Below are 22,748 nucleotides of genomic sequence, written 5' to 3' on the forward strand. Positions count from 1 at the left end.
CCTCTCGACAGATCGACGAAACAGGGACTAGCTCGGCAGCCGACTGACGTCAGGCGGTGGAAGACGCACCAGTTCCCGCTCGTAGAAATCGGCAATATCCTCACCCATCGAGTACAGTCGCTCGATCTCCCCTCGACTTGCCGACACAACACTCTCGTCCGTTATTCTGCGACTGCCGAACGGGACACCCCGCTCATCGTAAAGTATCTCGTACATCACTCTCGAACCAAGGACAAGGACCTCAGGTATCTGATTTTCGCCTTCATAGTCACGCACAGCGGAAGCGGTCACCACCCTGATCTTCTCACCGCACTCCGCACGAACCTTCAGCGCATTCATTTCCCATTGCACATAAGGCGTGATCGGAAATTCCACGACCCGCACGCGCTGGAAAACGACACCGCGAGCAGCCTGGTCGGAAAAGTAGCCGAGAAGGTCAGTTCGGTCGGCTTCGTTGAACCGGACGGCGGAGTCCCAGTCACCTGCCGTGAACGCCAGCCAACTCGGATCGTCCCCCTCGTCGAAATACTGCCTGCGTTCAATCTTGTTCACGACATCGGCCAACCCCTTCCGCTCCCTCGGCGCTTCAGCCAGATAGTCGTCCAGCGGAAGAAATACACCCGGCTCCCGCCGGACACTCTCAAGCATCCGGAATGTCCCCTTTGGCGGCGACCATTGTTTCCCTCGGAACGACAACCACACGTTCATCCTCGGCCAGCTTGACACCATCAGGAAGACGCCCGCGGTACACGTCGGTCAGGTCGCGACCGATCACGGCGACGTCCCCGTTGGTCAACTCCCAGACGTCCGGACAGACTTCCGTGGTCTTACTCAGCTCATCGTCGTCGCCGCCCGCGGTGATATATGTCAACTCTTTGGCCGATTTTCCCCATCGCCGCTCGAATGCCGCCGCCGGATCCGCTTCCCATCCACGTTCACTGCTCTTGCTGCCCATAATCAACCTCCCACCGGAATGCGAAACAAACAAACAGTATCGAGCGACCTGTGAAACCACACCAAGAAGCTGCCCTCGTCACCCGTACAGGTCAATAGTCGATCTCACAGAGGCCATGCAGATGAGGCATACCGCGAACCGTCGAAGCCAGCAGTGGGATGTTCACCCTCCACACGGACGGCACCAACAACCTGCGAACGCAACCGGTCTGCGAGCACTTGACGACGGGTGACCATGCGTACAGTGTGTCGCCATGTCCGACGGAACTGGTACAAAAGGCGCGTTGCTGGTCGTCAACATCGTGCTGTGGCTGTTGCAGATCGCGCTGGCCGCCTACTTCCTCTACAGCGCCTACATGCTGTTCTTCGAGACCGGCATGGTGAAGAAGTTCGACAACATCGGTTTCGGCCAGTGGCTGCGGTACGTCACCGGTGTGCTGGAGGCGGCGGGCGCGATCGGCCTGCTGATCCCTGGTCTGTCGGGACTGGCCGGGCTCGGGCTGGCGCTGGTCATGGTGGGCGCCTCCGGTACCGAGTTGTTCATCCTCGACAACGGAGACGCCACTCTGCCCCTGATCCTGCTGCTCGCCTCGGTGATCGTCGCCATCTTCCGTCGCGGCGACATCACCGCCTTCTTCAGCCGACTGAGGCCCGGTCGCTGAACCGCAGGACCCACTTGCGCTGCCACGGGGTTTCCACAGCCCGGTGGTTGTAGTGCTCACGCACCCACGGGATGGCGTCGGCGGGAGCGACCCCCGCGAGGATCGCCAGGCAGGACATCACTGTGCCGGTCCTGCCGACGCCACCCCCACACGCGACTTCGACGTGCTTGCCCGAACTCGCCGTGTCGTACAGCTCGCGGATCGCGCGGACGGCGTCCGCAGTGTCCTTCGGCAGCAGGAAGTCCGGCCATTCGAGCCAGTCGTGCGGCCAGTCGATTCCGTCGCCGTGTTTGCGCCGCAACTTGGCTGTCCCCAGGTACAGCCCGTACTCCGGCTTGCCGCCGGGCGGCTCGGGGTTGCGCAGGCCCCGGCCGCGGATCCAGGTCCCGTTCGGCAACTGGATCGCGCCTTCAAGGTGGGAACCGGTCATACGCCTTTCTACTCCACGCAGTTCGGTTCCCGCACCCCACCCTGGATCCACGGCAGGTTCACCTTGCGGAACGCGATGGACCGGTGGGACGTGGAACTGCTGCCGGTGTTCTCGTTGACCTCGATCAGTGCGCCCACGTGGTAGTCGGCGGTCTTGACGATGCTGGAGTAGCCGCCTTCCTTGTACGTCGAGCTCTCGCCGGGCAGCGGCGCGTCCGAGAACGGACGGCTGTAGCTCCAGGTCCTGCCCTCGTCCTCGCTCATCCGGATCCGCATCTTGGTCCGTGTCGTCGTGCTCGCGGAGTTCACGAACGCCAGACGGGCGGGCGTGTCGGCGTTGTAGCGCATGGTCGATGCCTCGTTGAGCGGGTCGAGCAGGCAGTCCGCGCCGGAGAACGGCGTGAAGCCGGACTCGATCGTGCCCCTGGCCACCCAGCGGCGTTTGACGTTCGCCCAGTTGGCCGACGTCGGCCGGTCGTTGCGGTACAGCCTGCCGTCGGCCAGTTCGAGCACAGTGGACTCGCCGGTCTGTTCCATCGCCGCGCCGGTTGTCGTCTCGAGGACCTGCACCTTCCAGGTCGTGCCGTGGTCGTCGCTGTAGATGTTGCGGTGCTGTGCCGGGATCACGAGCCTGCCGGGATTGCGCACCGTGGTCTGGATGCCGACTCCGGGCCCGACGGCGTCCCAGTTCCAGCTCTTGCCGGTGGCGAGGTTCCTGGGTTTGAGGCTGGCGGACAGATTGACCGGCGCCTGCCAGGTGACGCCGTCGTCGGCGCTGGACGAGAGCCACACCTGCCGGTCGTCCCACGAGTCGACCGGGTGGTGACCGTCCGGCTGGTGGTTCATGAACAGCCAGATCCGGCCGGTCGACCGGTCGACGACCGGGGTGGGGTTGCCCCACACCCCCTGGCCGGAGCCGACGACCTCGGCCAGCTTGGACCAGGTGGCGCCGTTGTCGGTAGACCGTTTGTACAACAGGTTGATGTTGCCGTAGTCGCCGTTGCCCGCGGCCCTGCCCTCGGCGAACGCGATCAGGGTGTTGGCGTTCGTGCGGATCAGGGCAGGGATCCGGAAGGAGTGGTACCGGATGCCGTTGAGCGTGTCGTCGCCCCCGCCGTCGAAGATGATCCGCTCGGAGTGGGACTCGGCGGCGGCCGCCGCGGTGGCCGGGAGCGCGGTGGTCATGACGGTGGTGGCTGCCAGGAGCAGTCTTGCCCAATGCTTCACGGGACCCGATCCTCACCGACCGGGGTACAAGCGAGCTACAAAGCACTTCGTCACGGTCGTCGTTATTGTCTCGGCATGAAGACTCGTTGGGTATTAACCAGTGTTGTCGCGCTTGCGGCCTCGGTGCTCGCCGCGGCACCGGCCCAGGCAGCGCCGACCGGCCAGCACAAGCCGATTGTCCGCTGCGAGTTCACCCCGACGCCGGAGAACCCGTCTCCGAAGCCCGTCCTGCGCCCGCTGCCGTTCGCGCTGACCATCGGCACGCAGAAGGTCACCTTCAGGACCAACTACGGCCCGATAGTGATCGAGCTCAACCGGGCCGGTGCCGCGCCGTGCGCCGCGCACAACATGGCCAGCCTGGTCGTGCAGCGCTTCTACGACAACAGCCAGTGCTGGCGGCTGACCGACAACGCCCGGCTCGGCGTGCTGCAGTGCGGCGACCTGATCAAGGCCGAGGTCGGCGGGCCGGGGTACAAGTTCGCCGACGAGGTCACCGGCAAGGAGACCTACCCGCGCGGCACCGTGGCGATGGGCAACCAGGGCCCCGGCACCAACGGGAGCGAATTCTTCATCGTGCACTCCTTCGCCAAGATCGCCCCCAACTACTCGGTGTTCGGCCGGGTCGTGCGGGGCATGGACGTGCTCGACAGGATCGTCGCCAACGGCATCGTCGACACGGACCCGAAGGTCCCGGGCGACGGGCTGCCCGCGAAGCCGGTGAAGATCGTAAAGGCGGCGCTCACCTTCTAGGCCGGTCGCGGGCACGGCCGCGCGAAGTCTTAGGCTTTGTACGCGGATTATGCGGGACGTGTGCGCGTGCCCGTCACTATCCAGCCGTGCCCGCACCGAAGAAGTATCCAGATGACCTCCGAGTCAGAGCAGTCCGGCAGGTGTTCGACACCCGGCGTGCCCGTGGGAACTCCTACGGCGTGATCGCCGAGGTCGCCGCCAACCTGGGCATCGGTGACCAGTCACTACGCGGCTGGGTCCGGCAGGCCGAACTGCACGGCGAGACGCCCGGTGAGCACGTCTCCGCCGAACGCCGGATCACCGAGCTGACCAAGGAAGTTCAGCAGCTGCGCCGGTCCAACGAGATCCTCAAGGCGGCGTCGGCTTTTTTCGCGCGGGAGCTCGACCCGCGACCGACCAGCTGATCAAGTTCGTCAGCGAGCACAAGCGCACGTTCGGAGTCGAGCCGATCTGCCGGGTTCTGGGGATCGCTCCGTCCACCTACTACGCGGCGGCTGTCCGGCCGCCGTCGCTGCGCTCGCGCCGGGACGAGGACATCAAACGGGAGATCCTCCGCGTCTTCGCCGAGACCTCGTCGGGCTCGCGGCGGATCTGGCGGCGGCTCAACGAGGAAGGCATCCAGGTCGCTCGCTGCACTGTCGAACGGCTGATGCGTGACCTGCGGATCTCCGGCGGGCCGCGACCAGCCGACAGCGGCCCGGGGGTCCGGCGGTGGTTCGTCGACTTCATCGGCGGCGCGCTGTACGTCGTCGACGAGTCCGCGCACCGGATCCTGGCCTACGAACGGTCCCCCGTGGTCACGACCGACCTGGTGCTCAACGCGTTGGAGAGCGCGCTGTGGGGCGGCACCTGGCATCCCGGGCACACCGTCATCCGCTACGGGGAGCGGCTGGCCGCGTCCGGTGTGGACATCTCGACGGGCACCGTCGGGGTGAGCCCGACGGCCCACTCGATCATCCAGTGGTACAACCGGCAGCTGACCGCGCCGGTCGTCCAGACGGCTTAGCCGTCTAGCCGCGTGTCGGCTGCCTGCGGGGTTTGAGGCGGAGGTTCGGCAGGATCGGGGCGGGGATCCTGTCGGACCCGTGGCCGGCGACCGCGCCGAAGCGCCCGCGTTCGGCGTTGGCCTCCCAGTCCGCTCGGGCGGCCGCGATCTCGTCGTGGTCGCGGCCGACGAAGTTCCACCACATCACCAGGTCGTCGGGGAACGGTTCGCCGCCGAGCAGGACCGCGCGCGCCGGACCGGTCATCGTGAGCGAATCCCGGCCAGTGCCCAGGTACAGCAACGGGCCCGGCTTGACCTCCACTCCCGCGACCCGCACGGCACCGTCGAGCACGAGCAGCCCGTACTCGAAGTCCGGCCGCAGCGGCACCGTCGCCTCGGTGATCTCCAATTGTGCGCCGACCAGCGGTGTGTACGTGGTGGCCGGGGACTCGACGTCACCGAGCGCGCCCATGAACACCAGGGCGTCGATGCCGTCGTCCTGGTAGTGCGGCAGGGACGGGTGGTGTTCGAACGCGGCGGGCATACCCGTCGCCTCCGCGGGCAGTGCCACCCACAGTTGGAGCGCGTGCAGCGGACCTGTGCCGACCGACACCTCCGAATGCGACACCCCACGTCCGCTGGTCATCAGGTTGAGCTGACCGGGCCGCAGGATCACGTCGCTGCCCACGCTGTCGCGGTGGCGAATCTCGCCGGACAGCGGCCACGTGACCGTCTGCAGGCCGATGTGTGGATGGGGCAGGACGACCATCTTGGCCACGTCCGGGCCGAACTGGTCGAGGAAGCACCAGGCCCCCAGGGTCGGCAGCTCGCGCTGCGGCAGGATCCTGTCCACCTGGACGCCGCGCACCCCGCCGAGGGGCACCTCGCGGGCCTCGAAGTACTCCGGGCCGGTGAGATCGCTCATCCCAACCACTTGACGTAGTCGTCGTACTGGTCGGTCTTGCGCACGAAGGACGCGATGAACGGGCAGACCGGCACGATCACCTTGCCCCGGCCGACGACGTCGTCCAGCGCGCCACCGGCAAGGACCTTGCCGAGGCCCTTGCCCGCGAAGGCGCCGTCGATCTCGGTGTGGGTGAAGACGACCTGGTCGCCTTCCTCGGTGTACGCCGCGAATCCGGCCAGCTCACCGCCGTGCAGCACGTCGTAGCGGCTCTTGTCCGCGTTGCGCACGACCTGGGTCGTTTCGTCAGTCATCTTGTCCTTCTCGGCTGAGAACGGTTTGTCGTGTCCATAGTGACGCATTCCGGCGATCCCGCATTCCGCCGGCACCCTCGCGCAGGTTGCGACGACCGGGCCTGACTGAACGCGGGATCGATCCACTACGTTGTGGTAACTGTGAGGCCTGAGGACACCGAGATCACCCAGCTTGCGTTCGCGGCCCGACGTGGCGACCGCGGCGCGTTGGAGCGGTTCATCCGTGCCACTCAGCGGGACGTGTGGCGGTTCGTGGCACACCTCGCGGACCCGAAGCTGGCCGACGACCTGGCGCAGGAGACCTACCTGCGCGCGTTGGGCAGCATCGGCCGGTTCGAGGGTCGCTCGTCGGCGCGGACGTGGCTGCTGTCGATCGCGCGCCGGGTGGTCGTCGACCAGATCAGGGCGGCGCAGGTGCGACCGCGGCACGCGGACATGCCGGACTGGCAGACGGCGGCCGAACGGGTCCAGCAGGCCCCCGGCTTCGAGGAGGGCGTCGTCCTCGAGGAGCTGGTCCGCTCGCTCGACGCGGAGCGCCGGGAGGCCTTCGTGCTCACCCAGACCCTGGGGCTGTCGTACGCGGACGCCGCCGAGGTATGCGGCTGCCCGGTCGGCACGATCCGGTCGCGGGTCGCCAGGGCCCGCGACGACCTGATCACGTCCATGAAGGACACCGACACGCCTCGGCGGCGGTTCGCCTAGTGCTGTGACCGGCTATGTCCACCGGGGCGCATCCCATGCACCTGCATGAAACGCAACCAATGTGGCCTTGGTTGCGCCAGGCGCACCGAAGGCCACATTGGTTGCACCCCCACACGGCCGACCCGCTGCCGCCCGTCGCCGCTCATACGCGGTAAACTTACTCGGTAAGCTTATTGAGTAAGTGTCAGTCGCGTCGGAGGGAATCGGTGTCATGACATCCGCATCCGGAAAACACCGCTTGAAAGTTCTCGTGTGCGGCGGTGGTATCGCAGGGCAGGCGACGGCCTACTGGCTCGCGCGGGGTGGTCATCGAGTAGTCGTGGTCGAGCGTTTCCCGGCGTTGCGAGCCACGGGCGCCCAGGTCGATCTCCGCGGTCAAGGCATCGAGGCGGTCGAGGCCATGGGCCTTCTCGACGTCGTGAAGAGCAAGCTCGTGGACGAAGCCGGCGTCGCCTTCGTGAATGCCCAGGGCAAGGCGAGAGCGACGATCATGGCCAACACGTCCGGCCAGGGCCGCCAGACCCTGACGTCCGAGTACGAGATCATGCGCGGCGACCTCGTGCGCATACTCCACGATGCGACGAAGAACGACGTCGACTACGTCTTCGGGATGGGCATCGACCGCTTCGAACAGGATGAGAACAAGGTCGTCGCGCACTTCTCCGACGGCTCGTCCGACGAGTTCGACCTGCTGATCGGTGCCGACGGGCAGGGATCGCGCGTCCGTCGAGCCATCCTGCCCGCCGGGAGTCCGGAGCCGTACTGGCGGATGGGGATGCACATGTCGTACTGGTTCGTTCCGCGCATCGCGTCGGACAGCAACATCCGCGACACCTACCTCGCCCCCGGCGGCCGGATGATCATGCGCAGGAGTCACGCCCCAGACGAGACCCAGGTGTATTTCGTGCTTCGGGAAACGTCGGAGGAAGCCTCGGCCGTCCACCGCGAGCCGGTCGAACGCCAGAAGGAGTTCTGGGTCGAGCGGTTCCGGGACGCGGGATGGCAGACCGACAGGTTCATCGAAGGCATGCGGACGACCGCGAGCTTCTACTCCCAGGAGGTCGTGCAGGTCCGCACGGACTCCTGGTCCCGCGGCCGCGTGGCCCTTGTCGGGGATGCCGCGTACTGCGCCTCCCCCTACAGCGGTATGGGGGTCTCCGGCGGTCTGGTCGGCGCCTACGTCCTGGCTGGTGAGATCAACCGACACCCCACTGAACTGCCTCGGGCGCTGGCGAACTACGACACCACACTTCGCCCGTTCGTCGACGAGATCCAGGCCGCGGTGAACCCGCGCCTGCTGCGCCTCGGCATGCCCATCAGCCGGTTCGGGATCAACGCCTTCCTCACCGTCTCGGGACTGGCCGCCTTCCTGCGCGTCCCCGACCTCGTCGCGCGGTTCTCCCAGGAGGACCGGGGCGGCGCTTGGCAGCTGCCCGACAGGCCGGACCTCCGTGCCGGTCAGAAACGGCCGCCCGACATGCCTTACCGTATAACCTTACTGGATTAAGTGAGGGAGCCTTTTCACATGCCGAACCGAGGAGATCGCGGCGGGTCGAAGACGCGAGCGCGCATCGCTGAGGTCGCGAATGAGCTGTTCGTGGAGCGCGGCTTCGACGACGTCACGATCGCCGAGGTCGCCGCGGCCGCCGGCGTGTCCAAGGTGACGGTGTTCTCGCACTTCGAACGGAAGGAAGACCTCCTGCTCGATCGTCTTCCCGACGTGGTCGACATCGTGCGAACCGCACTCCGTGAACGGACCGACGACATCAGCGCCGTCGAGTCGTTCCGTCAGGCCGCCCTCGCACTGGCGGAGGAGCGGCATGTGCTCTCAGGCCTGAACGGGGACATCGAACCGATGATGCGGACCATCACGGCTTCGCCCGCCTTGATCGCGCGGCTCCGCGCGTTCGCGTACGAGATCGAGACAGAGCTGGCCGCCGAGCTCGACACGGACACGACGTTCTCCGGCGACAGCACGTTGGCCGCGGCCCTGCTCGTCGCCGCATACCGGACAGTCGCCGTCGAGACGGTACGACGCCGACTCGCCGGAGACGACCTCACCGACATCGCCACAACGCACCGCCAGCGGCTGAACCAGGCGTTCGACGCGGTCGAACACGGCATCTCCGGCCATACCCGCCAACGCTCTTGATCATTGCGGGGCAGTCTCAGTCGATGTCGAGCACGGCCTTGCCGGAGATCCGGCGGCCGAGCAGTTCGGCCGCGGCCTCGTCGAACCGGGTCCACGAGCCGCGCCAGCCGACGTCGACCGTGAGCTTGCCGTCCGCGACCAGTTTCAGCAGGTAGGCCAGGTCCGGCGCGTATCCGTCGCCGGACTCGAACGACACGAGCGACTTCGCCGGGCCGACAGTGGCGTACGGCGGGAACACCGCGGGCTCCATCGACGTCCAGCCGATGCTCTGCAGCACGCCGCCCGCCTTGACCAGTTCCCACGCCCGCACGAGCGTCGGGCCGCCCACGTTCTCCAGCACGATGTCGACCGGCCCGACCGCGTCCAGGTCCGCCACGATCTCGGTCGCGCCCAGTTCGGCCAGCCCGTCGCCACGCCGGGCCAACGCGACGACCTCCGCGCCTTCCAGAGCCGCGAGTTGAACGCCGTACCGGCCGACTCCGCCGGACGCCCCGGTGATCAGCACGCGCTTGCCGGTCAGTTCACCGGACCGCCGCAGCGCCCTGAGCGCGGCGACACCGGCGATCGGCAGCGCGGACGCGTCCGCCATGTCCACTCCGTCCGGGATGACGGCGAGTTCCCCGACGGACACCGCGCGCTTCTCCGCCCATCCCCCGCTGCCGCCGAACGTCAGGACGTTCGCGCCGACCTCCGGTCCTTCGCCGTTCGCCGCGGCCTGGACCACGACACCCGCCGCGTCCCAGCCCATCACCTTGTCCGGTTTGGCACCGCCCGCCGCGGACACGTCCCCGTGGTTGAGTGAGGAGTTGCGCACCTCGATCAGGACCTGGCCGGGCTTCGGCGCCGGGTCCGGGGCCTCCCGCAACCGCACCCCGAACTCGGTGCCAGGGGTCGTGACCATGGCGCGCATCGATGCCTCCACAAGCGAGTCGAACAGGTCCGTCAGGTGCGTCAACCACCTTGGTGCACCACCGTATTCCGATGATCTTGGAACCCGCCACTGGAGTCCCTTGTGGACCTGGGCGGGTACGCGGATTTGCGTACGAATAGATCCGTACCGGCGCGGACGCTCGTCTCGCCGAGTCCGGCGACGATTTCAGTCATGGAACCCGACGTGCGTCCCCCGCCGAGAAGCCCGGCTCCGGCGCGGGGAAGACCGATGAAACTGGGCAAGAACACGCGGAAGGTGTGGCTGATCGTCCACATCGCGTCCGGGGGCACGTGGCTGGGGATGGACCTGGTGCTGGGTGTCCTGGTCGTCACCGCCATGAGCGCGTCCGATCCGCTGACCGTCTCGGTGGCGTTGCAGGCAGTCGAACTGTTCGCGGTGTGGCCGTTGATCATCGCCGGGCTCGCGAGCCTGGTCAGCGGGATCGTTCTCGGCCTCGGCACCAGGTACGGCCTGGTCAGGTACTGGTGGGTGTTCGTCAAGCTGGTGATGAGCGTCGTGCTGATCCTGCTGGTCGTCTTCGCGCTGCGGCCCGGTGTGCACGAGGCCGCCGAGATGGGCCGGTCGCTGAGCGGCGCGGTTCCCGGCGACATGCTCTTCCCGCCGATCGTGTCCACCGCCGCCGTTCTGTTCGCCACCGTCATCTCCGTGCTCAAACCGTGGGGACGGCTCAGGAAGGACAAGTCATGAACCCGGTCGAGACGACTGGCCTCAGCAAGAAGTTCGGCGACGTCACCGCGGTCAAGGACGTGAGCCTGACCGTGCACCGAGGTGAGGTCTACGGATTCCTGGGTCCGAACGGCGCAGGCAAGACAACTACGTTGCGCATGCTGCTCGGCCTGATCCGGCCCACCTCGGGCGGTGTCCGGCTGTTGGGCAAGCCACCTGGTCACGGATACCTGGATCGGGTCGGCGCGCTGATCGAAGGGCCCGCGTTCTACCCGTACCTGTCCGGCCGCAAGAACCTCCTTGTTCTCGCGGACCACGCGGGCGTGGCGCGGACCAGGGTGGACGCGGTGCTCGGCACGGTCGGCCTGACCGGCCGCGCGGGCGACAGGTACGGGACGTACTCCCTGGGCATGAAGCAGCGCCTCGGCCTGGCCGCGGCGCTGCTCAAGGAGCCCGAACTGCTGATCCTCGACGAGCCCACCAACGGGCTCGACCCGGCTGGCATGGCCGACATGCGGGTGACCATCCGCGAGCTGGCCGCGAACGGGTGCACGGTGTTGCTGTCCAGCCACCTGCTGGCCGAGGTCGAGCAGATCTGCGACCGGGTCGGCGTGATCACGCGCGGCGAACTCGTCGCCGAGACGACCGTGGCCGAATTGCGCGCGGGCGGGACGCTGCGGGTCGTGGCGCACCCGTTCGATCAGGCGCGGACCGTGCTCACCACGCTGCTCGGCGAGGCGCACGTGGCAGTCGACGACCGGGTGTTCGACCTGGAGGTCGAACCGGGCCGGGCCGCGGAGATCAACTCCGAGCTGGTCGGCGCCGGGCTGGCGGTCAGCGAGGTGCGGTGGCGCGAGCCCGACCTCGAACGGGCATTCCTCGAACTGACAGGAGGCGGGAACGGTGTTGACTGACATCAGGGCCGAGATCACCAAGCAGGTCCGCAGGCCGGCGATGTGGCTGTTGCTGGGCATCGCGGTGCTGCAGACCCTCACGTTCGCCTACGTCATCCCGTACGCGGGCTACACCGGTACCGCGGCGGGCGGGATCAACCGGGGGCTCGCGGCGATGCTGCCCGGCCAGTTCGTGTCCAGCGCGATCGGCGGCCTCCCGCTGTTCGCAGGCGCACTGGCGTTGATCTTCGGCGTGCTGGTCGCGGGCAGCGAGTACGGCTGGGAGACGTGGAAAACCGTGCTCTCCCAACGGCCTTCGCGGCTCCGGGCGTACTCGGCGAAGTTGACCGTGGTCGCTGTGGGCGTGGCCGTGCTCGTGCTGGTGCTGCTGGTCTTCGCGGCGTTGGCCAGTGTCGTGGTCGCCGCGCTCGCCGACCAGCCGCTGGCCTGGCCGTCCGTTGTGGACATCGTGACCGGGTTCGGCGCGGGCTGGCTGGTGACGATGATGTGGGGCGCGCTCGGCGTCCTGCTCGGCATCGTGTTCCGCGGGGTCGCGCTGCCGATCGGGCTCGGCCTGGTGTGGATGCTGGCGGTCCAGAACCTGCTGTCCGCCATCGCGGCACCGCTGCTGACCTGGGTCAACGAGATGCAGAAAGGCCTGCCGGGGCCGAACGCGGGCGCGCTGGTGGCCTCGCTGATCGGCGGCGCGGGCCCGCCGGGGGTCGAACCGATCGTCGGCGGCGCGCACGCCGCCGTGGTCATCGCGGCCTACCTGCTGGCATTCTCCGTGCTGGGCGGCTGGCTGCTGCAACGCCGCGACATCAAGTGAAACCGGAGCAGAGGATGAAGGTCGGCGACATCGCGTTGGCGGTCGCGCTCGCGGTCGTCAGCGTGGTGACGACCGCGACACTGCACTGGCAGACCGGTGTGGACCTGCCACCCGACGTACTGGGTTTCGCACTGGCGGCGAGCGCGGCACTCGCGCTCGCCGCCAGACGGCGGTGGCCGCTGCCGACACTGCTGGCGAACACGGTCCTGCTCACGACCTACCTGTTGCTGAGCTACCCGTACGGGCCTGTCATGTTCACCTTCTCGGTGGCGACCTACACCGTCGGCCGCCACCTCCCGTTGCACCGCGCCGCGACAGGAACCGGGATCGCGTTGGTGGTGCTCGTGTCGCACCTGTTGGTCCACCCGTCCTCGGCCAGCGGCGCGTACGGGCTGATCCCGGCGGCCGGTTTCGCGATCGTTCCGCTGGCCATCGGCGTGCTCGTGCGCGTCAACCGGGAGTCGGTCGAACGCACCAGAGCCGAGATGATCAGGGAACGGGTCTCCGACGAGCGGCTGCGCGTCGCGCAGGAGGTGCACGACGTCGTCGGCCACGGGCTCGCGGCGATCAAGATGCAGGCGGACATCGCATTGCACGTACTGGCCAAGAAACCCGAGCAGGCCGAAATAGCGCTGCGAGCCATCAGCGAGACCAGCACCGGGGCGTTGGACGAACTGCGCGCGACCCTGACCGTCGTGCGCGGCCGAGCCCCCACACCGGGTCTGGGCCTGCTGAGCGACCTGGCCGACCGGATGAACCACGCCGGGGTCGAAGTCGATCTCCACGTCGCAGGCGCGGAACGCGCACTGCCCGCCGCCGTGGACCTGGCGGGGTACCGCGTCGTACAGGAGTCACTGACGAACGTGCTCAAGCACGGCCCGGTCAAACAGGCGTCCGTAAAGATCGACTACGACGACGACGCCGTGCGCATCGTGGTGTCCAACCCGGCCGACGAGGTCGCGGTGGGCGACGGGTTCGGCATTCCCGGCATGCGTGAGAGAGTCACGTCGCTGGGCGGGGACTTCAGCGCCGGGCCGACCGGTCTCGGCGTGTTCGAGGTACGGGCGCGGTTGCCGACTGTGCCGCATTCCCTCGAGCCGAACTCCGTGCGGTCGAATTCCGTGCGGTCGAATTTCCTGGAGGGGGACGCATGATCCGGGTGCTGATCGTCGACGACCAGGACCTGATCCGCTTCGGCCTGCGCACGCTGCTGGAGAACGAGGACGGCCTCGAGTACGCGGGCGAGGCGGCGGACGGTCTCGCCGCGGTGGCCCGGGCGCAGGAGATCAGGCCGGACGTGGTGCTGATGGACATCAGGATGCCGGGCATCGACGGCATCGAGGCCACCCGGCGGATCGTCGCGTCCCCCGCGCTGGACCACACCAAGATCATCGTGCTGACCACGTTCGAACTCGACGAGTACGTCTTCGACGCGCTGCGGTACGGCGCGAGCGGGTTCCTGCTCAAGGACACCAAGCCGGACGAGCTGGTGTCGGCGATCAAGCTGGTCGCGGGCGGCGCCGCGCTGCTGTCGCCGTCGGTGACCCGCCGGGTGATCAGCGAGTTCGCCTCGGGACCGTCCCGTGCCGTGAAACCCCACCCGCGGCTGGGCACCCTGACCCAGCGCGAGCTGGAGATTGTCGGCCTGGTCGGCCAGGGCCTGACCAACGACGAGATCGCCGAGCGACTCGTGGTCAGCCCGGCGACGGCCCGCACCCACGTCAGCCGGGCGATGATCAAGCTGGGCGCGCGGGACCGCGCCCAGCTCGTCGTGTTCGCCTACCAGTCAGGTCTCACCTAAGGTCACGTTTCGACCTGTAGCCCGGCGAAGAACTCCTTGATGTCACCGGCCAGGGCCTCCGGCTCCTCCATGGCCGCGAAGTGCCCGCCGCGGTCGACGTCGGTCCACCGCACGATCGTGTGCTCGGCTTCGAGGTAACGCCGGACGCCCGCGTCGTGCGCGAACACGATCATCGCGGTCGGCACACCGGAGTTCTTGGCGACCTCTCCCCACGAGGTGTCCTGTGCGTAGCCGACGTAGGCGGCCGACCCGGCCGTCCCGGTGAGCCAGTAGATCATCGCGTTGGTCAGCAGCCAGTCCCGGTCGACGATCTCGTCCGGGTTCACCGTGCGCGGATGGGTCCACTCGCGGAACTTGTCCATGATCCACCCGAGCTGGCCGACCGGGGAGTCGACGAGGCCGTACGCCAGCGTCTGCGGGCGCGTCGACTGGATCGCGATGTAGCCCATCTCCTCGCGCAGGAACGCCTCGGTCCGGTTGAGCCGGTCGCGCTCCACCTCGGTGAACGTGGCCCACTCGTCCTCGGGGATGGGGAACTCCGGGATCGTCAACGGACCGTTCATGTGCACGCCGATCACGCGGTCCGGCGCGACTCGCGCCACCTCGGGGCTCACCGCCGCGCCGATGTCGCCGCCCTGCACGCCGAACCTCTCGTAGCCGAGCCGGTCCATCAACGTCACCCACGCCCGTGCGATCCGGCTCGTGTCCCAGCCGGGCTCACTGGTGGGGCCGGAGAACCCGAAGCCGGGCAGTGCCGGGATGACGAGGTGGAACTCGTCGGTGAGCAGCGGGATCACGCCGAGGAACTCCGCGACCGAGCCGGGCCAGCCGTGCGTGAGCAGCAGGGGCGTGGCGTTCTCGTTGGCCGACCGGACGTGCATGAAGTAGATCCGCTGGCCGTCGATCGTGGTGGTGAACTGCGGGTACGCGTTCAGTTTCGCCTCCGCGTCGCGCCACGAGTAGCCGGTGCGCCAGTACTCGACCAGGTCACGCAGCCACGAGACGGGCACGCCGGTGTCCCAGGAGTCGCCGGGCAGCGCGGCGGGCCAGACGGTGTTCGCCAGGCGCGACCGCAGGTCGTCCAGCCGGGCCTGGGGGATCTCGATGCGGAACTCGGTGATCTCTTCGCTCATGAGAACAACACTAGAAGCCACTTAGGGCAGTTTCGGTCCTAAGCTGGAACCATGCGACTTCTTCGGCTGTTGTCCCTGCTCCAGACCTCGCGTGACTGGAGCGGCGCCGACCTGGCGCAGCGCCTGGAGGTCGACGTACGGACCGTCCGCCGCGACATCGAACGCCTGCGTGACCTGGGGTATCCCGTGCTGGCGTCGCAGGGACTGGCCGGATACCGGCTGGGCGCGGGCGCGAAGCTCCCTCCCCTGCTGCTCGACGACGAGGAGGCGATCGCGGTGGCGATCGGCCTGCGCACGGCGGCGAGCGGCACGATCTCGGGCATCGAGGAAAGCTCGCTGCGCGCGCTGGCCAAACTGGAACAAGTGCTGCCGTCACGGCTGCGACACCGGGTGAACCTGGTGCACTCGGTCACCGAGACCCTGCCGTCACGCGGACCCACGGTCGACCCGGACACGTTGACCGCGATCGCGACGGCCTGCCGTGCCCACGAAGTCCTGCGGTTCGACTACGAGTCCCACGACGGCACGCTGTCGACGCGCCGGACCGAACCGCACCGGGTCGTCCACACGGGACGGCGGTGGTACCTGGTCGGCTGGGACATCGACCGCGCCGACTGGCGGACCTACCGGGTGGACCGGCTACGACCGAAGATCCCGACCGGTCCGCGCTTCGCGCCGAGGGAGATCCCGGAACTGGCGGGATACGTGTCCCGTGGGGTGTCCACTTCGGCCTACCGATACCACGCGAAGATCACTCTCGGCGTGCCGACCGAGGTCGCCGCGGAACGGGTTTCGCCCACCACGGGAATGCTCGAGGCGATCGACGACCGCAGCTGCGTGCTGCACACGGGGGCCAATTCGCTCGACGAGATCGTGTTGTACGTCGGGTTGTTCGACTTCCCTTTCACCGTGCAGGAACCGCCGGAGCTCGTGGCGCGGGTCCGTGAGCTCGCCGAGAGGCTCACTCAGGCCAGCGACTCGCGGTAGGCGTTCACCGAGGCCGTCAGCCGGTCGAGGTCGGTTCGCATCCGGGCGAGGCCGTCGCCGTCGAGACCCATCGCCTCGCCGATGATGCCGGGGATCCGCTCGGCCCGCTCGCACAGCGCTTTGCCTTTGTCAGTCAGCGCGGCCCGTACGGCGCGCTCGTCGTCGGTCTGGCGCACGCGCTCGATGAGCCCGGCCGCCGCGAGGCGCTTGAGCAACGGCGACAACGTGCCGGAGTCGAGGCTCAGCTCAGAGCCGAGCTCCTTGACCAGGCGGTTGTCCTGCTCCCACAGCGCCAGCATGACCAGGTACTGCGGATACGTCAGGTCCATGTCCTCGAGCAGGGCGCGGTAGAGGGCGGTCACCGCTCGGGACGCGGAGTACAGCCCGAAGCACACCTGGTCGTCGAGTCGCAGTGACATCACCCGATAGTGACGCACAACTCGGTAACAGGCAACTCAAGTGCCTCAGGCCTCATTTTGTCCAACTAAGTTGTGTACAACTCAGTTGCGGGCTACCTTCATGACATCGGCTCAACCACCCCAGGAGGACGAAATGACCGCCAACCCCCGCGGAATCGCACTCGAACCGGCAGCGCAGGCTTTCGTCGAAGCGACCGCGAAGCCGCCGTTCCTCTTCGAACTGCCGCCCGCCGAAGGCCGCATCGCCGTCGACGGCGTGCAGGACGGCCCGGTGGACCTGCCGCCCGCCGACATCGAGACCCTGACCGACGTCCCCGGGGTCCCCGAGGTCCGGATCGTCCGCCCGCGGGACGCGACCGGCACGCTGCCGGTGATCGTCTACATCCACGGCGCCGGCTGGGTGTTCGGCGACTTCCACACCCACGAGCGCCTCGTCCGCGAACTCGCCGTCGGCACCGGCGCGGCCGTGGTGTTCCCCGAGTACGACCGGTCGCCCGAAGCCCGCTACCCCGTGGCGATCGAGCAGAACTACGCCGCGGCCAAGTGGGTCGCCGAGCACGGCGCCGAGAAGAACCTGGACACCACCCGGATCGCCATCGCGGGCGACTCGGTCGGCGGCAACATGACCGCGGCCCTGACCCTGATGGCCAAACAGCGCGGCGACGTGACCTTCAAGCAGCAGGTGCTGTTCTACCCGGTCACCGACGCGAACTTCGACACCGGTTCGTACGCGGAGTTCGCCGAGGGCTACTTCCTGCGCCGCGACGGCATGCAGTGGTTCTGGGACCAGTACACCACCGACCCGGCGCAGCGCGCCGAGATCACCGCGTCCCCGCTGCGGGCCACGCTCGAGCAGCTCGCGGACCTGCCGCCCGCGTTGGTCATCACCGGCGAGGCCGACGTTCTGCGCGACGAAGGCGAGGCGTACGCGGCGAAGCTGCGTCAGGCGGGCGTACCGGTGACGGCCGTGCGCTACCAGGGCATCGTGCACGACTTCGTGATGGTCAACGCGCTGCGCGAGACACACGCCGCCGAAGCCGCGATCAGCCAGGCGATCGCCGTGCTCCGCAAGGCACTGGACTGATCATTCCGGGCTGATCACGTCGGACTGAGCAGGCGCTGAGTCAGCTCGTTGGTGAACTTGCCCGCCGGGTCGAGTCTGCTCGCCAGATCCGCGAAGTCCTGCAGCCGCGTGTACCGCGACCGCAGGACTTCGGGCGTTGTGGTGAAAACCTTCGCCCAGTGCGGGCGCGCACTGAACTGCGCCAGCCGCTCCCCCACCAGGTCGACGACGGGCATCACCGCGGCGGCGTCCGCGATCCACGTGAAGTGGATGCACACGGTGTCGCGTTCGTAGTACGGGCTGAGCCACAGCCGATCCGCTGCGACAGCCCGGATTTCGCTGATCTGCAGCACCGGGTGGACGCGCTCGCGGATCTCGTCGACCGCGCGCAGTGCGGCGACGGCGTCGTCGCGGGCGACCATGAACTCGGTCTGCAGTTCGTCGCCTGCGCTCGGCGTGAACTCGGGCCGGAAATGCGGGAGCCGGTCGGCCGACCGGCCGGGGACACCCAGCTGCCGCGTGCAGTTGCGCGTGGCCATGCCGGGAACGGGGTGTCGCGGCCCGTCCGCCCTCGTGGTCCCGTCCGGCACGAACTCGAGGTCGCCGGTGCGGTGTTTCACCCACACCTGGTTGATGGTGTCGCCGGACCAGTCGGTGAACAGGCTGACGCTGTACGCGCCGTCGAGCACGGCGAGGATGTCCGAGTCCAGCGGGAGTCCTTCGTGGACGGACTGGCTGACCTCGAAGGCGGGCACCAGGTCCAGCGTCAGACTGGACACGATCCCCAGCACACCGAGGTTCACGACGGCGCCGTCGAAGTCCTCGTCGCCGCGCCGCAACGCGACAACGTCTCCGTCGGCGGTGACGATCTCCAGTCCGGCAACGGAAGTCGACAGACTCCCGTTGCCGGACCCCGACCCGTGGGTCGCGGTGGCGGTGGCGCCCGCGACCGAGATGTGCGGCAGCGAGGCGAGGTTGGGCAGCGCGAACCCCTTGGCGTCCAGGTCTTCGGTGAACTCCGCGTACCGCATGCCGCCGCCCACCTTGACCTGCCGCGCTTCGGAGTCGACCTCGACCAGCCGGGGCATCCGCGCGAGGCAGACGAGCTCACCCCCAGTGTCAGCGAGCTCGTTGAACGCGTGCCTCGTGCCCAACGCCCTTGCCCGGCCGGCCTTCGCCGTCATGTGGCGCAGCTCGGCGAGGGACCGCGGGTAGTGGAACGCGGTGGCGCGGTAGATGACGTTTCCGGCCCAGTTCTTCTCCACCGAGCCAGTCTCGCATCAGTACTCGTCGCGGTACTTCACCTCGGGGCTGCCGGCCTTCGCACCGAGACCGGTGGTGCGCCCCTTGGGCTCCTCCCACTCCTCCTGACGGCCGAGCGCGGTGATGTCGAGCAGGGCGGTGGTGCTGGTCAGCAGCTCGGAGCCCCGGCCGTAGGTGGAGTACGTGTGGAACACGCGGTCGCCGTCCCGCAGGAACGCGCTCACCCCGGGCAGTTCGAACGGCTGGTCAGCGCCTTCGAAGTAGTACCCGGTTCCGGCCGCGACGTGCTCGTCCTTGGAGCGGAAGTTGTAGACGAGCGGATTGACGGACTCGTCAAGGGTCACGTTGAAGTCGTAGTTGAAATCGCTGCCGTACGACGAATACCACGGCACCTGCCAGCCCATCCGAGCCTTGAACCTGGTGATCTTGTCGATCGGCGCACGGGACACCGCGGCGAACGTGGTGCCACGGACGTTGAGGTGCGTGACGTGCCCCATGTCGTCGAGGAACCCGGAGCAGCTCTTGCACCCGGCGTCCCAGTCCGGGTCGAACATGAAGTGGTACACCACCAGCTGCAGCCGGTCCTCGAACAGGTCGAGCAGGCTCGCCTTGCCTTCGGGGCCCTCGAAGACGTAGTCCTCGGTGATCTCGACCATCGGCAGTCGTCGCCGGTCGGCGTTGAGCTCGTCGCGTGCCCTGGTCTGCGCCTTCTCCTTGGCGAGCAGGGCCCGCCGAGCCGCCAACCACTCGTCCCGGGAGACGATCTCGGGAAGACTCATGTGCTCACTCCCTTTGTCGCTGGGTGTTCACATGTACTGACTCGGCTCGCTCCCGAAACTCGTCGGCCGGGCGCGGATGATTTTTCTCTTTCTGCGAGCGCGCCGACCAGTGCGCCGAACAACACGTGGTCCAGCCACTGCGGCAACCTCGGCAGCGCTCGGATGCCGGGGTGGCGCCGGGCGATCAGTTCCAGGCCGATCGCCGCGATCACGAGTCCGGCGGCCGCTCCGCCCGCCACGGCGCTGCGCCGGGTCCGCACAGCACCCGTCGTCTTCGCACCCGTCGATTTCGCGGCCTTCGTCATCGCCGCCTCGATGACGGCCGACCAGAACGCTGACACCGCAAGGTGAACAGCCGCGCCGGCCGAAACTGTCAGACCCCTTTGATACCGTGAAAACAAGGGATCCCCTTGGGGGAATTGCTGTTGTGGTGGTGCATGGCCTGGGGCGGGCGCTGTGCCGGAGAACCCGGATATCAGTGTCGCCGCGACCCGGGTGGCGGCCAAGGGATCCCGCCCGGTGAGCAGGGCGTGCACTGTGGACGGGAGCCCGCTCACCGCGGCGGCGACGACAACCCGGACGGCCCACCGCATCACGTTCGGGCGCCGAAGATCGCGCTTTCCGAGGCCGCGACCTCGTAGACGACCTCCACCCCGTCCTCCTCGTCCCACTGCTCCCCCACCTCGACGAACCCGTACTGCGAAGCCAGCCGGTACGAAGCCTCATTGTCCGGGGCGATGGTCACCCGCACCACTCGCACCGCCTGCTCCGCCACGGCACGCCGCAGCAGGAATTCCAGGGCCGCCCGCGCGTAGCCGCGCCTGCGTCGGTCCGGGTCGACGGCGTACCCGATCTCGACCATCCCGGCCGAGTCCGGCGGGCCGTGAAAACCCGCCCGGCCGACCGCCGCCCTCTCCTCCGAGTCCCAGATCACGCCGGTCACCCATGCGGCAGTCGCCGGGTCTTCCTCGAACTGCCTGCTTCGGCGTTGCCACACTCCCCGTGACTCGGGTCCTGCGAGGTATTCCGACACGGGCACCGGGCTGACCTTGTTCGCCGTGTCGAGATCGCCTGCGGCGAGGGCGCGGAAGGTGAGGCCGTTGAGGTGGACGACTTGGATCACCGGCTCAGCGTGCCATCTGCCGTTGGTCGCCGTGAAACGAATATAGGCATCTCCTATGCCGTCGGCTGCCTTTTCGTCTTTGCCCGCATGGCTTTCCCGAACGTAGCGTGAAACGCGTGAACAATTACAGCAGTAGTCATGCGGTTGTCACTGGCGGCGGCAGCGGAATGGGTTTCGCGATCGCCAAGCTGCTGGTGGACGGCGGCGCCCGCGTGGTGATCACCGGCCGTTCACAGGCCACGCTCGACGCGGCACGGGAACGGCTCGGCGAGAACGCGATCGCCGTCCGGGGCGACGTGGCCTCGTTGTCCGATCTTGATGCTCTGGCTGACCGCGTGAAGGGCGAACTCGGCACGCTCGATGCCTTGTTCGTCAACGCCGGTGTCGCCCGCACCACGCCCTTCGAATCAGTGACCGAGGAGGCATACGACGAACTGTTCGCGATCAACGTCAAGGGCGCCTTCTTCACCGTGCAGAAACTCGCTCCGCTGCTGAACACGGGCGCCGGTGTCGTTCTCACCACCTCGAACGCGAATGTCATCGGGCTGCCGGAGACCAGTGTCTACGCGGCCGGAAAAGCCGCGTTGCGCTCGTTGGCGCGCACTCTTTCCGGTGATCTGCTCCCGCGCGGAATCCGGGTCAACGCGATCAGCCCTGGTCCGATCGACACGGGCATCCTGGAGAACACGATGTCCGCCGCGGAGGCGGAGCGGTTCAAGGCACAGATGGTCGCGAACAACCCCATGCGGCGTTTCGGCCGCCCCGACGAGATCGCCAGGGCGGCCGCGTTCCTCGCCTTCGACGCCACGTACACCACCGGCACCGAGCTGGTCGTGGACGGCGGCGCCACCCAGCTTTAGGTCACGGGCGCGTAGAAGGCGGACTTGTGCCAGGTCTCCTGCAGCAGGAGTTCGAGCAGGGCTGTCTCCGCTGGGCCCGCGCCACGCCGGATCGCGGCGACGACGGGCTGGGACACCACCGGGGACACCGGGCGGGCGAGGTGCTCGTGGCCGTGGGGCACCGCGGAGGCGGGGACGAGCGTCACCCCCAGGCCGTGGGAGGCCCAGCGCACGGCCGTCGCCGCCTGGGACACGCGGGCGATCGTGGTCGGGGTCAGCCCGTGGTCACGCAGCACGTCCCGCAGCACGGCGTCCAACGCGCTGTCCCTGTCGAACCGCACCCACGGCTCCCCCTCCAGTTCGCGCAGGTCGACCTGGTCCTTGGCGAGCAGTCGGTGCCCGGCGCCCAGCACGACGACGAACTCCTCGTCGCCGAGGTGGTGGGCGGCGACACCGTTCTCCTCGCACGGCAGGGCCACCAGGGCCAGGTCGACCACGTCCCGGCGGCCCAGCCGCTCCAACTCGGCGGGGTTCGGCTCCTCGAACACGGTGACCTCCAGCCGTGGGAAGTGGCGGCGCAGCGCGCCCAGCGCGGCCGGTAGCTGCCGCGTGCCCAGGCCCATCTGGACCGCGACCACCAGTTCGCCCACCAGTTCGTCGGCGCCTGCCCGTGCCGTCGCCCGTGCCCGCCGCGACGCGCTCACCGCGACCTCCGCCTCCCGCAGGAACGCACGGCCGATCTTGGTCGGCACGAGTCCGGTCGGCGTGCGGGTGAACAGCTTCACGCCGAGCTCCCGCTCCAAGCTCCTGATCTGCTGGGACACCGACGGCTGAGCGACGCGCAACAGTTCCGCGGCCGCCGTCACCGAACCCTCCTCGGCAACAGCCAGTGCGTACTCGTACTGACGAAGGCTCATCTGTT

General features: G+C 68.1%; 29 protein-coding genes, 1 pseudogene and 1 other annotated feature. Of the genes and pseudogenes, 17 read left to right on the top strand and 13 right to left on the bottom strand.

Features of this window, described 5'->3' with window-relative positions; all coding sequences use genetic code 11:
• Positions 1-27 precede the first annotated feature (27 nt).
• Together ALI144C_RS38020 and ALI144C_RS58025 are read right to left on the bottom strand one after the other, a co-directional pair.
• Positions 28-648 (bottom strand): DUF6879 family protein, encoded by a 621-nt coding sequence (locus ALI144C_RS38020; protein WP_076992102.1) that lies wholly within the window; start codon positions 646-648, stop codon positions 28-30.
• On the bottom strand, positions 641-955 hold the full coding sequence (locus ALI144C_RS58025; RefSeq protein ID WP_076992103.1) for a hypothetical protein: 315 nt from the start codon (positions 953-955) through the stop codon (positions 641-643). The genes ALI144C_RS38020 and ALI144C_RS58025 overlap by 8 nt, the downstream gene beginning before the upstream one ends.
• Positions 956-1,208: 253 nt before the next feature.
• Here ALI144C_RS58025 and ALI144C_RS38030 point away from each other — a divergent pair, with 253 nt between their 5' ends.
• Positions 1,209-1,616, top strand: coding sequence for a DoxX family protein (locus tag ALI144C_RS38030; protein WP_076992104.1), 408 nt, complete (start codon positions 1,209-1,211; stop codon positions 1,614-1,616).
• On the opposite strand, the gene ALI144C_RS38035 is transcribed toward ALI144C_RS38030, so the two are convergent.
• Positions 1,591-2,046, bottom strand: coding sequence for a protein-tyrosine phosphatase family protein (locus tag ALI144C_RS38035; protein ID WP_076992105.1), 456 nt, complete (start codon positions 2,044-2,046; stop codon positions 1,591-1,593). The genes ALI144C_RS38030 and ALI144C_RS38035 overlap by 26 nt on opposite strands.
• Before the next feature lie 8 nt (positions 2,047-2,054).
• Positions 2,055-3,272: a sialidase family protein gene (locus ALI144C_RS38040; protein WP_076992106.1), complete on the bottom strand. Its 1,218-nt coding sequence runs from the start codon at positions 3,270-3,272 to the stop codon at positions 2,055-2,057.
• 75 nt (positions 3,273-3,347) lie between these two features.
• Between ALI144C_RS38040 and ALI144C_RS38045 the strand changes: the two genes are divergently transcribed.
• The 4 genes and pseudogenes from ALI144C_RS38045 (at position 3,348) to ALI144C_RS58030 (ending at position 5,028) form a co-directional block, all read left to right on the top strand.
• The gene (locus ALI144C_RS38045; RefSeq protein WP_076992107.1) at positions 3,348-4,022 is read left to right on the top strand and encodes a peptidylprolyl isomerase; all 675 of its coding nucleotides are present in this window, start codon (positions 3,348-3,350) and stop codon (positions 4,020-4,022) included.
• Positions 4,023-4,108: 86 nt separating this feature from the next.
• On the top strand, positions 4,109-4,426 hold the full coding sequence (locus ALI144C_RS38050) for a transposase (RefSeq protein WP_076992108.1): 318 nt from the start codon (positions 4,109-4,111) through the stop codon (positions 4,424-4,426).
• Positions 4,384-4,497: a sequence feature (AL1L pseudoknot), on the top strand. (Overlaps the previous gene by 43 nt.)
• A 72-nt stretch (positions 4,498-4,569) precedes the next feature.
• A pseudogene (locus ALI144C_RS59245) lies at positions 4,570-4,635 on the top strand (hypothetical protein); the annotation flags it as partial.
• Positions 4,636-4,671: 36 nt separating this feature from the next.
• Positions 4,672-5,028 (top strand): hypothetical protein, encoded by a 357-nt coding sequence (locus ALI144C_RS58030; protein WP_076992109.1) that lies wholly within the window; start codon positions 4,672-4,674, stop codon positions 5,026-5,028.
• Positions 5,029-5,032: 4 nt separating this feature from the next.
• Here the strand turns inward: ALI144C_RS58030 and ALI144C_RS38060 are convergent, their stop codons facing one another.
• Both ALI144C_RS38060 and ALI144C_RS38065 read right to left on the bottom strand, forming a co-directional pair.
• Positions 5,033-5,932, bottom strand: coding sequence for a pirin family protein (locus ALI144C_RS38060; protein ID WP_076992110.1), 900 nt, complete (start codon positions 5,930-5,932; stop codon positions 5,033-5,035).
• The gene (locus ALI144C_RS38065) at positions 5,929-6,225 is read right to left on the bottom strand and encodes a GNAT family N-acetyltransferase (protein WP_076992752.1); all 297 of its coding nucleotides are present in this window, start codon (positions 6,223-6,225) and stop codon (positions 5,929-5,931) included. Before ALI144C_RS38065 ends, ALI144C_RS38060 begins: the two co-directional genes overlap by 4 nt.
• Positions 6,226-6,357: 132 nt before the next feature.
• Between ALI144C_RS38065 and sigC the strand changes: the two genes are divergently transcribed.
• The 3 genes from sigC to ALI144C_RS38080 all read left to right on the top strand — a co-directional run bounded on the left by sigC (position 6,358) and on the right by ALI144C_RS38080 (position 9,079).
• Entirely contained in the window at positions 6,358-6,927 is a 570-nt protein-coding gene (gene sigC, locus ALI144C_RS38070) for an RNA polymerase sigma factor SigC (protein WP_076992111.1), read from the top strand.
• Positions 6,928-7,138: 211 nt separating this feature from the next.
• Positions 7,139-8,434, top strand: coding sequence for an FAD-dependent oxidoreductase (locus ALI144C_RS38075; RefSeq protein WP_076992753.1), 1,296 nt, complete (start codon positions 7,139-7,141; stop codon positions 8,432-8,434).
• A gap of 18 nt (positions 8,435-8,452) precedes the next feature.
• Positions 8,453-9,079: a TetR/AcrR family transcriptional regulator gene (locus tag ALI144C_RS38080; protein ID WP_076992112.1), complete on the top strand. Its 627-nt coding sequence runs from the start codon at positions 8,453-8,455 to the stop codon at positions 9,077-9,079.
• Positions 9,080-9,095: 16 nt separating this feature from the next.
• On the opposite strand, the gene ALI144C_RS38085 is transcribed toward ALI144C_RS38080, so the two are convergent.
• Positions 9,096-10,034, bottom strand: a complete 939-nt coding sequence (locus ALI144C_RS38085) for a zinc-binding dehydrogenase (RefSeq protein ID WP_237774514.1) — start codon at positions 10,032-10,034, stop codon at positions 9,096-9,098.
• A gap of 204 nt (positions 10,035-10,238) precedes the next feature.
• Here ALI144C_RS38085 and ALI144C_RS38090 point away from each other — a divergent pair, with 204 nt between their 5' ends.
• The 5 genes from ALI144C_RS38090 to ALI144C_RS38110 are packed head-to-tail and all read left to right on the top strand — an operon-like array spanning position 10,239 to position 14,220.
• Positions 10,239-10,718: a hypothetical protein gene (locus tag ALI144C_RS38090; protein WP_076992113.1), complete on the top strand. Its 480-nt coding sequence runs from the start codon at positions 10,239-10,241 to the stop codon at positions 10,716-10,718.
• Complete coding sequence (locus ALI144C_RS38095; protein WP_076992114.1) at positions 10,715-11,611, top strand: ABC transporter ATP-binding protein; 897 nt, start codon at positions 10,715-10,717, stop codon at positions 11,609-11,611. The genes ALI144C_RS38090 and ALI144C_RS38095 overlap by 4 nt, the downstream gene beginning before the upstream one ends.
• Positions 11,604-12,419, top strand: a complete 816-nt coding sequence (locus ALI144C_RS38100) for an ABC transporter permease (RefSeq protein WP_237774515.1) — start codon at positions 11,604-11,606, stop codon at positions 12,417-12,419. The genes ALI144C_RS38095 and ALI144C_RS38100 overlap by 8 nt, the downstream gene beginning before the upstream one ends.
• Positions 12,420-12,433: 14 nt before the next feature.
• Positions 12,434-13,573, top strand: coding sequence for a sensor histidine kinase (locus ALI144C_RS38105; RefSeq protein ID WP_076992115.1), 1,140 nt, complete (start codon positions 12,434-12,436; stop codon positions 13,571-13,573).
• The gene (locus ALI144C_RS38110; protein WP_076992116.1) at positions 13,570-14,220 is read left to right on the top strand and encodes a response regulator transcription factor; all 651 of its coding nucleotides are present in this window, start codon (positions 13,570-13,572) and stop codon (positions 14,218-14,220) included. The genes ALI144C_RS38105 and ALI144C_RS38110 overlap by 4 nt, the downstream gene beginning before the upstream one ends.
• Before the next feature lie 2 nt (positions 14,221-14,222).
• Here ALI144C_RS38110 and ALI144C_RS38115 read toward each other — a convergent pair whose 3' ends face one another.
• Complete coding sequence (locus ALI144C_RS38115) at positions 14,223-15,353, bottom strand: epoxide hydrolase family protein (protein ID WP_076992117.1); 1,131 nt, start codon at positions 15,351-15,353, stop codon at positions 14,223-14,225.
• Positions 15,354-15,404: 51 nt separating this feature from the next.
• On the opposite strand from ALI144C_RS38115, the gene ALI144C_RS38120 reads away from it, so the two are divergent.
• On the top strand, positions 15,405-16,340 hold the full coding sequence (locus ALI144C_RS38120) for a helix-turn-helix transcriptional regulator (protein WP_076992118.1): 936 nt from the start codon (positions 15,405-15,407) through the stop codon (positions 16,338-16,340).
• Here the strand turns inward: ALI144C_RS38120 and ALI144C_RS38125 are convergent.
• Positions 16,319-16,759 carry a MarR family winged helix-turn-helix transcriptional regulator gene (locus ALI144C_RS38125; RefSeq protein ID WP_076992119.1) on the bottom strand — a complete coding sequence of 147 codons (441 nt, stop codon included), beginning with the start codon at positions 16,757-16,759 and terminating at the stop codon, positions 16,319-16,321. The two genes, ALI144C_RS38120 and ALI144C_RS38125, sit on opposite strands and share 22 nt — an antisense overlap.
• Before the next feature lie 133 nt (positions 16,760-16,892).
• Here ALI144C_RS38125 and ALI144C_RS38130 point away from each other — a divergent pair, with 133 nt between their 5' ends.
• A complete protein-coding gene (locus tag ALI144C_RS38130) occupies positions 16,893-17,843 on the top strand; it encodes an alpha/beta hydrolase (RefSeq protein ID WP_076992120.1) in 951 nt (316 codons plus the stop codon).
• Positions 17,844-17,857: 14 nt separating this feature from the next.
• On the opposite strand, the gene ALI144C_RS38135 is transcribed toward ALI144C_RS38130, so the two are convergent.
• Positions 17,858-19,087, bottom strand: coding sequence for an FAD-binding protein (locus ALI144C_RS38135; protein WP_076992121.1), 1,230 nt, complete (start codon positions 19,085-19,087; stop codon positions 17,858-17,860).
• 15 nt (positions 19,088-19,102) lie between these two features.
• The gene (locus tag ALI144C_RS38140; protein WP_076992122.1) at positions 19,103-19,864 is read right to left on the bottom strand and encodes a DUF899 domain-containing protein; all 762 of its coding nucleotides are present in this window, start codon (positions 19,862-19,864) and stop codon (positions 19,103-19,105) included.
• 162 nt (positions 19,865-20,026) lie between these two features.
• On the opposite strand from ALI144C_RS38140, the gene ALI144C_RS55945 reads away from it, so the two are divergent.
• Positions 20,027-20,215 (top strand): hypothetical protein, encoded by a 189-nt coding sequence (locus tag ALI144C_RS55945; RefSeq protein WP_076992123.1) that lies wholly within the window; start codon positions 20,027-20,029, stop codon positions 20,213-20,215.
• Between the two features lie 241 nt (positions 20,216-20,456).
• Here the strand turns inward: ALI144C_RS55945 and ALI144C_RS38150 are convergent, their stop codons facing one another.
• On the bottom strand, positions 20,457-20,987 hold the full coding sequence (locus ALI144C_RS38150; RefSeq protein WP_237774516.1) for a GNAT family N-acetyltransferase: 531 nt from the start codon (positions 20,985-20,987) through the stop codon (positions 20,457-20,459).
• Between the two features lie 116 nt (positions 20,988-21,103).
• On the opposite strand from ALI144C_RS38150, the gene ALI144C_RS38155 reads away from it, so the two are divergent.
• On the top strand, positions 21,104-21,847 hold the full coding sequence (locus ALI144C_RS38155) for an SDR family oxidoreductase (protein ID WP_076992124.1): 744 nt from the start codon (positions 21,104-21,106) through the stop codon (positions 21,845-21,847).
• Here ALI144C_RS38155 and ALI144C_RS38160 read toward each other — a convergent pair.
• Complete coding sequence (locus tag ALI144C_RS38160) at positions 21,844-22,743, bottom strand: LysR family transcriptional regulator (RefSeq protein ID WP_076992125.1); 900 nt, start codon at positions 22,741-22,743, stop codon at positions 21,844-21,846. The genes ALI144C_RS38155 and ALI144C_RS38160 overlap by 4 nt on opposite strands.
• Positions 22,744-22,748 lie beyond the last annotated feature (5 nt).

Source organism: Actinosynnema sp. ALI-1.44 (assembly GCF_001984155.1).
GTDB lineage: Bacteria > Actinomycetota > Actinomycetes > Mycobacteriales > Pseudonocardiaceae > Kibdelosporangium.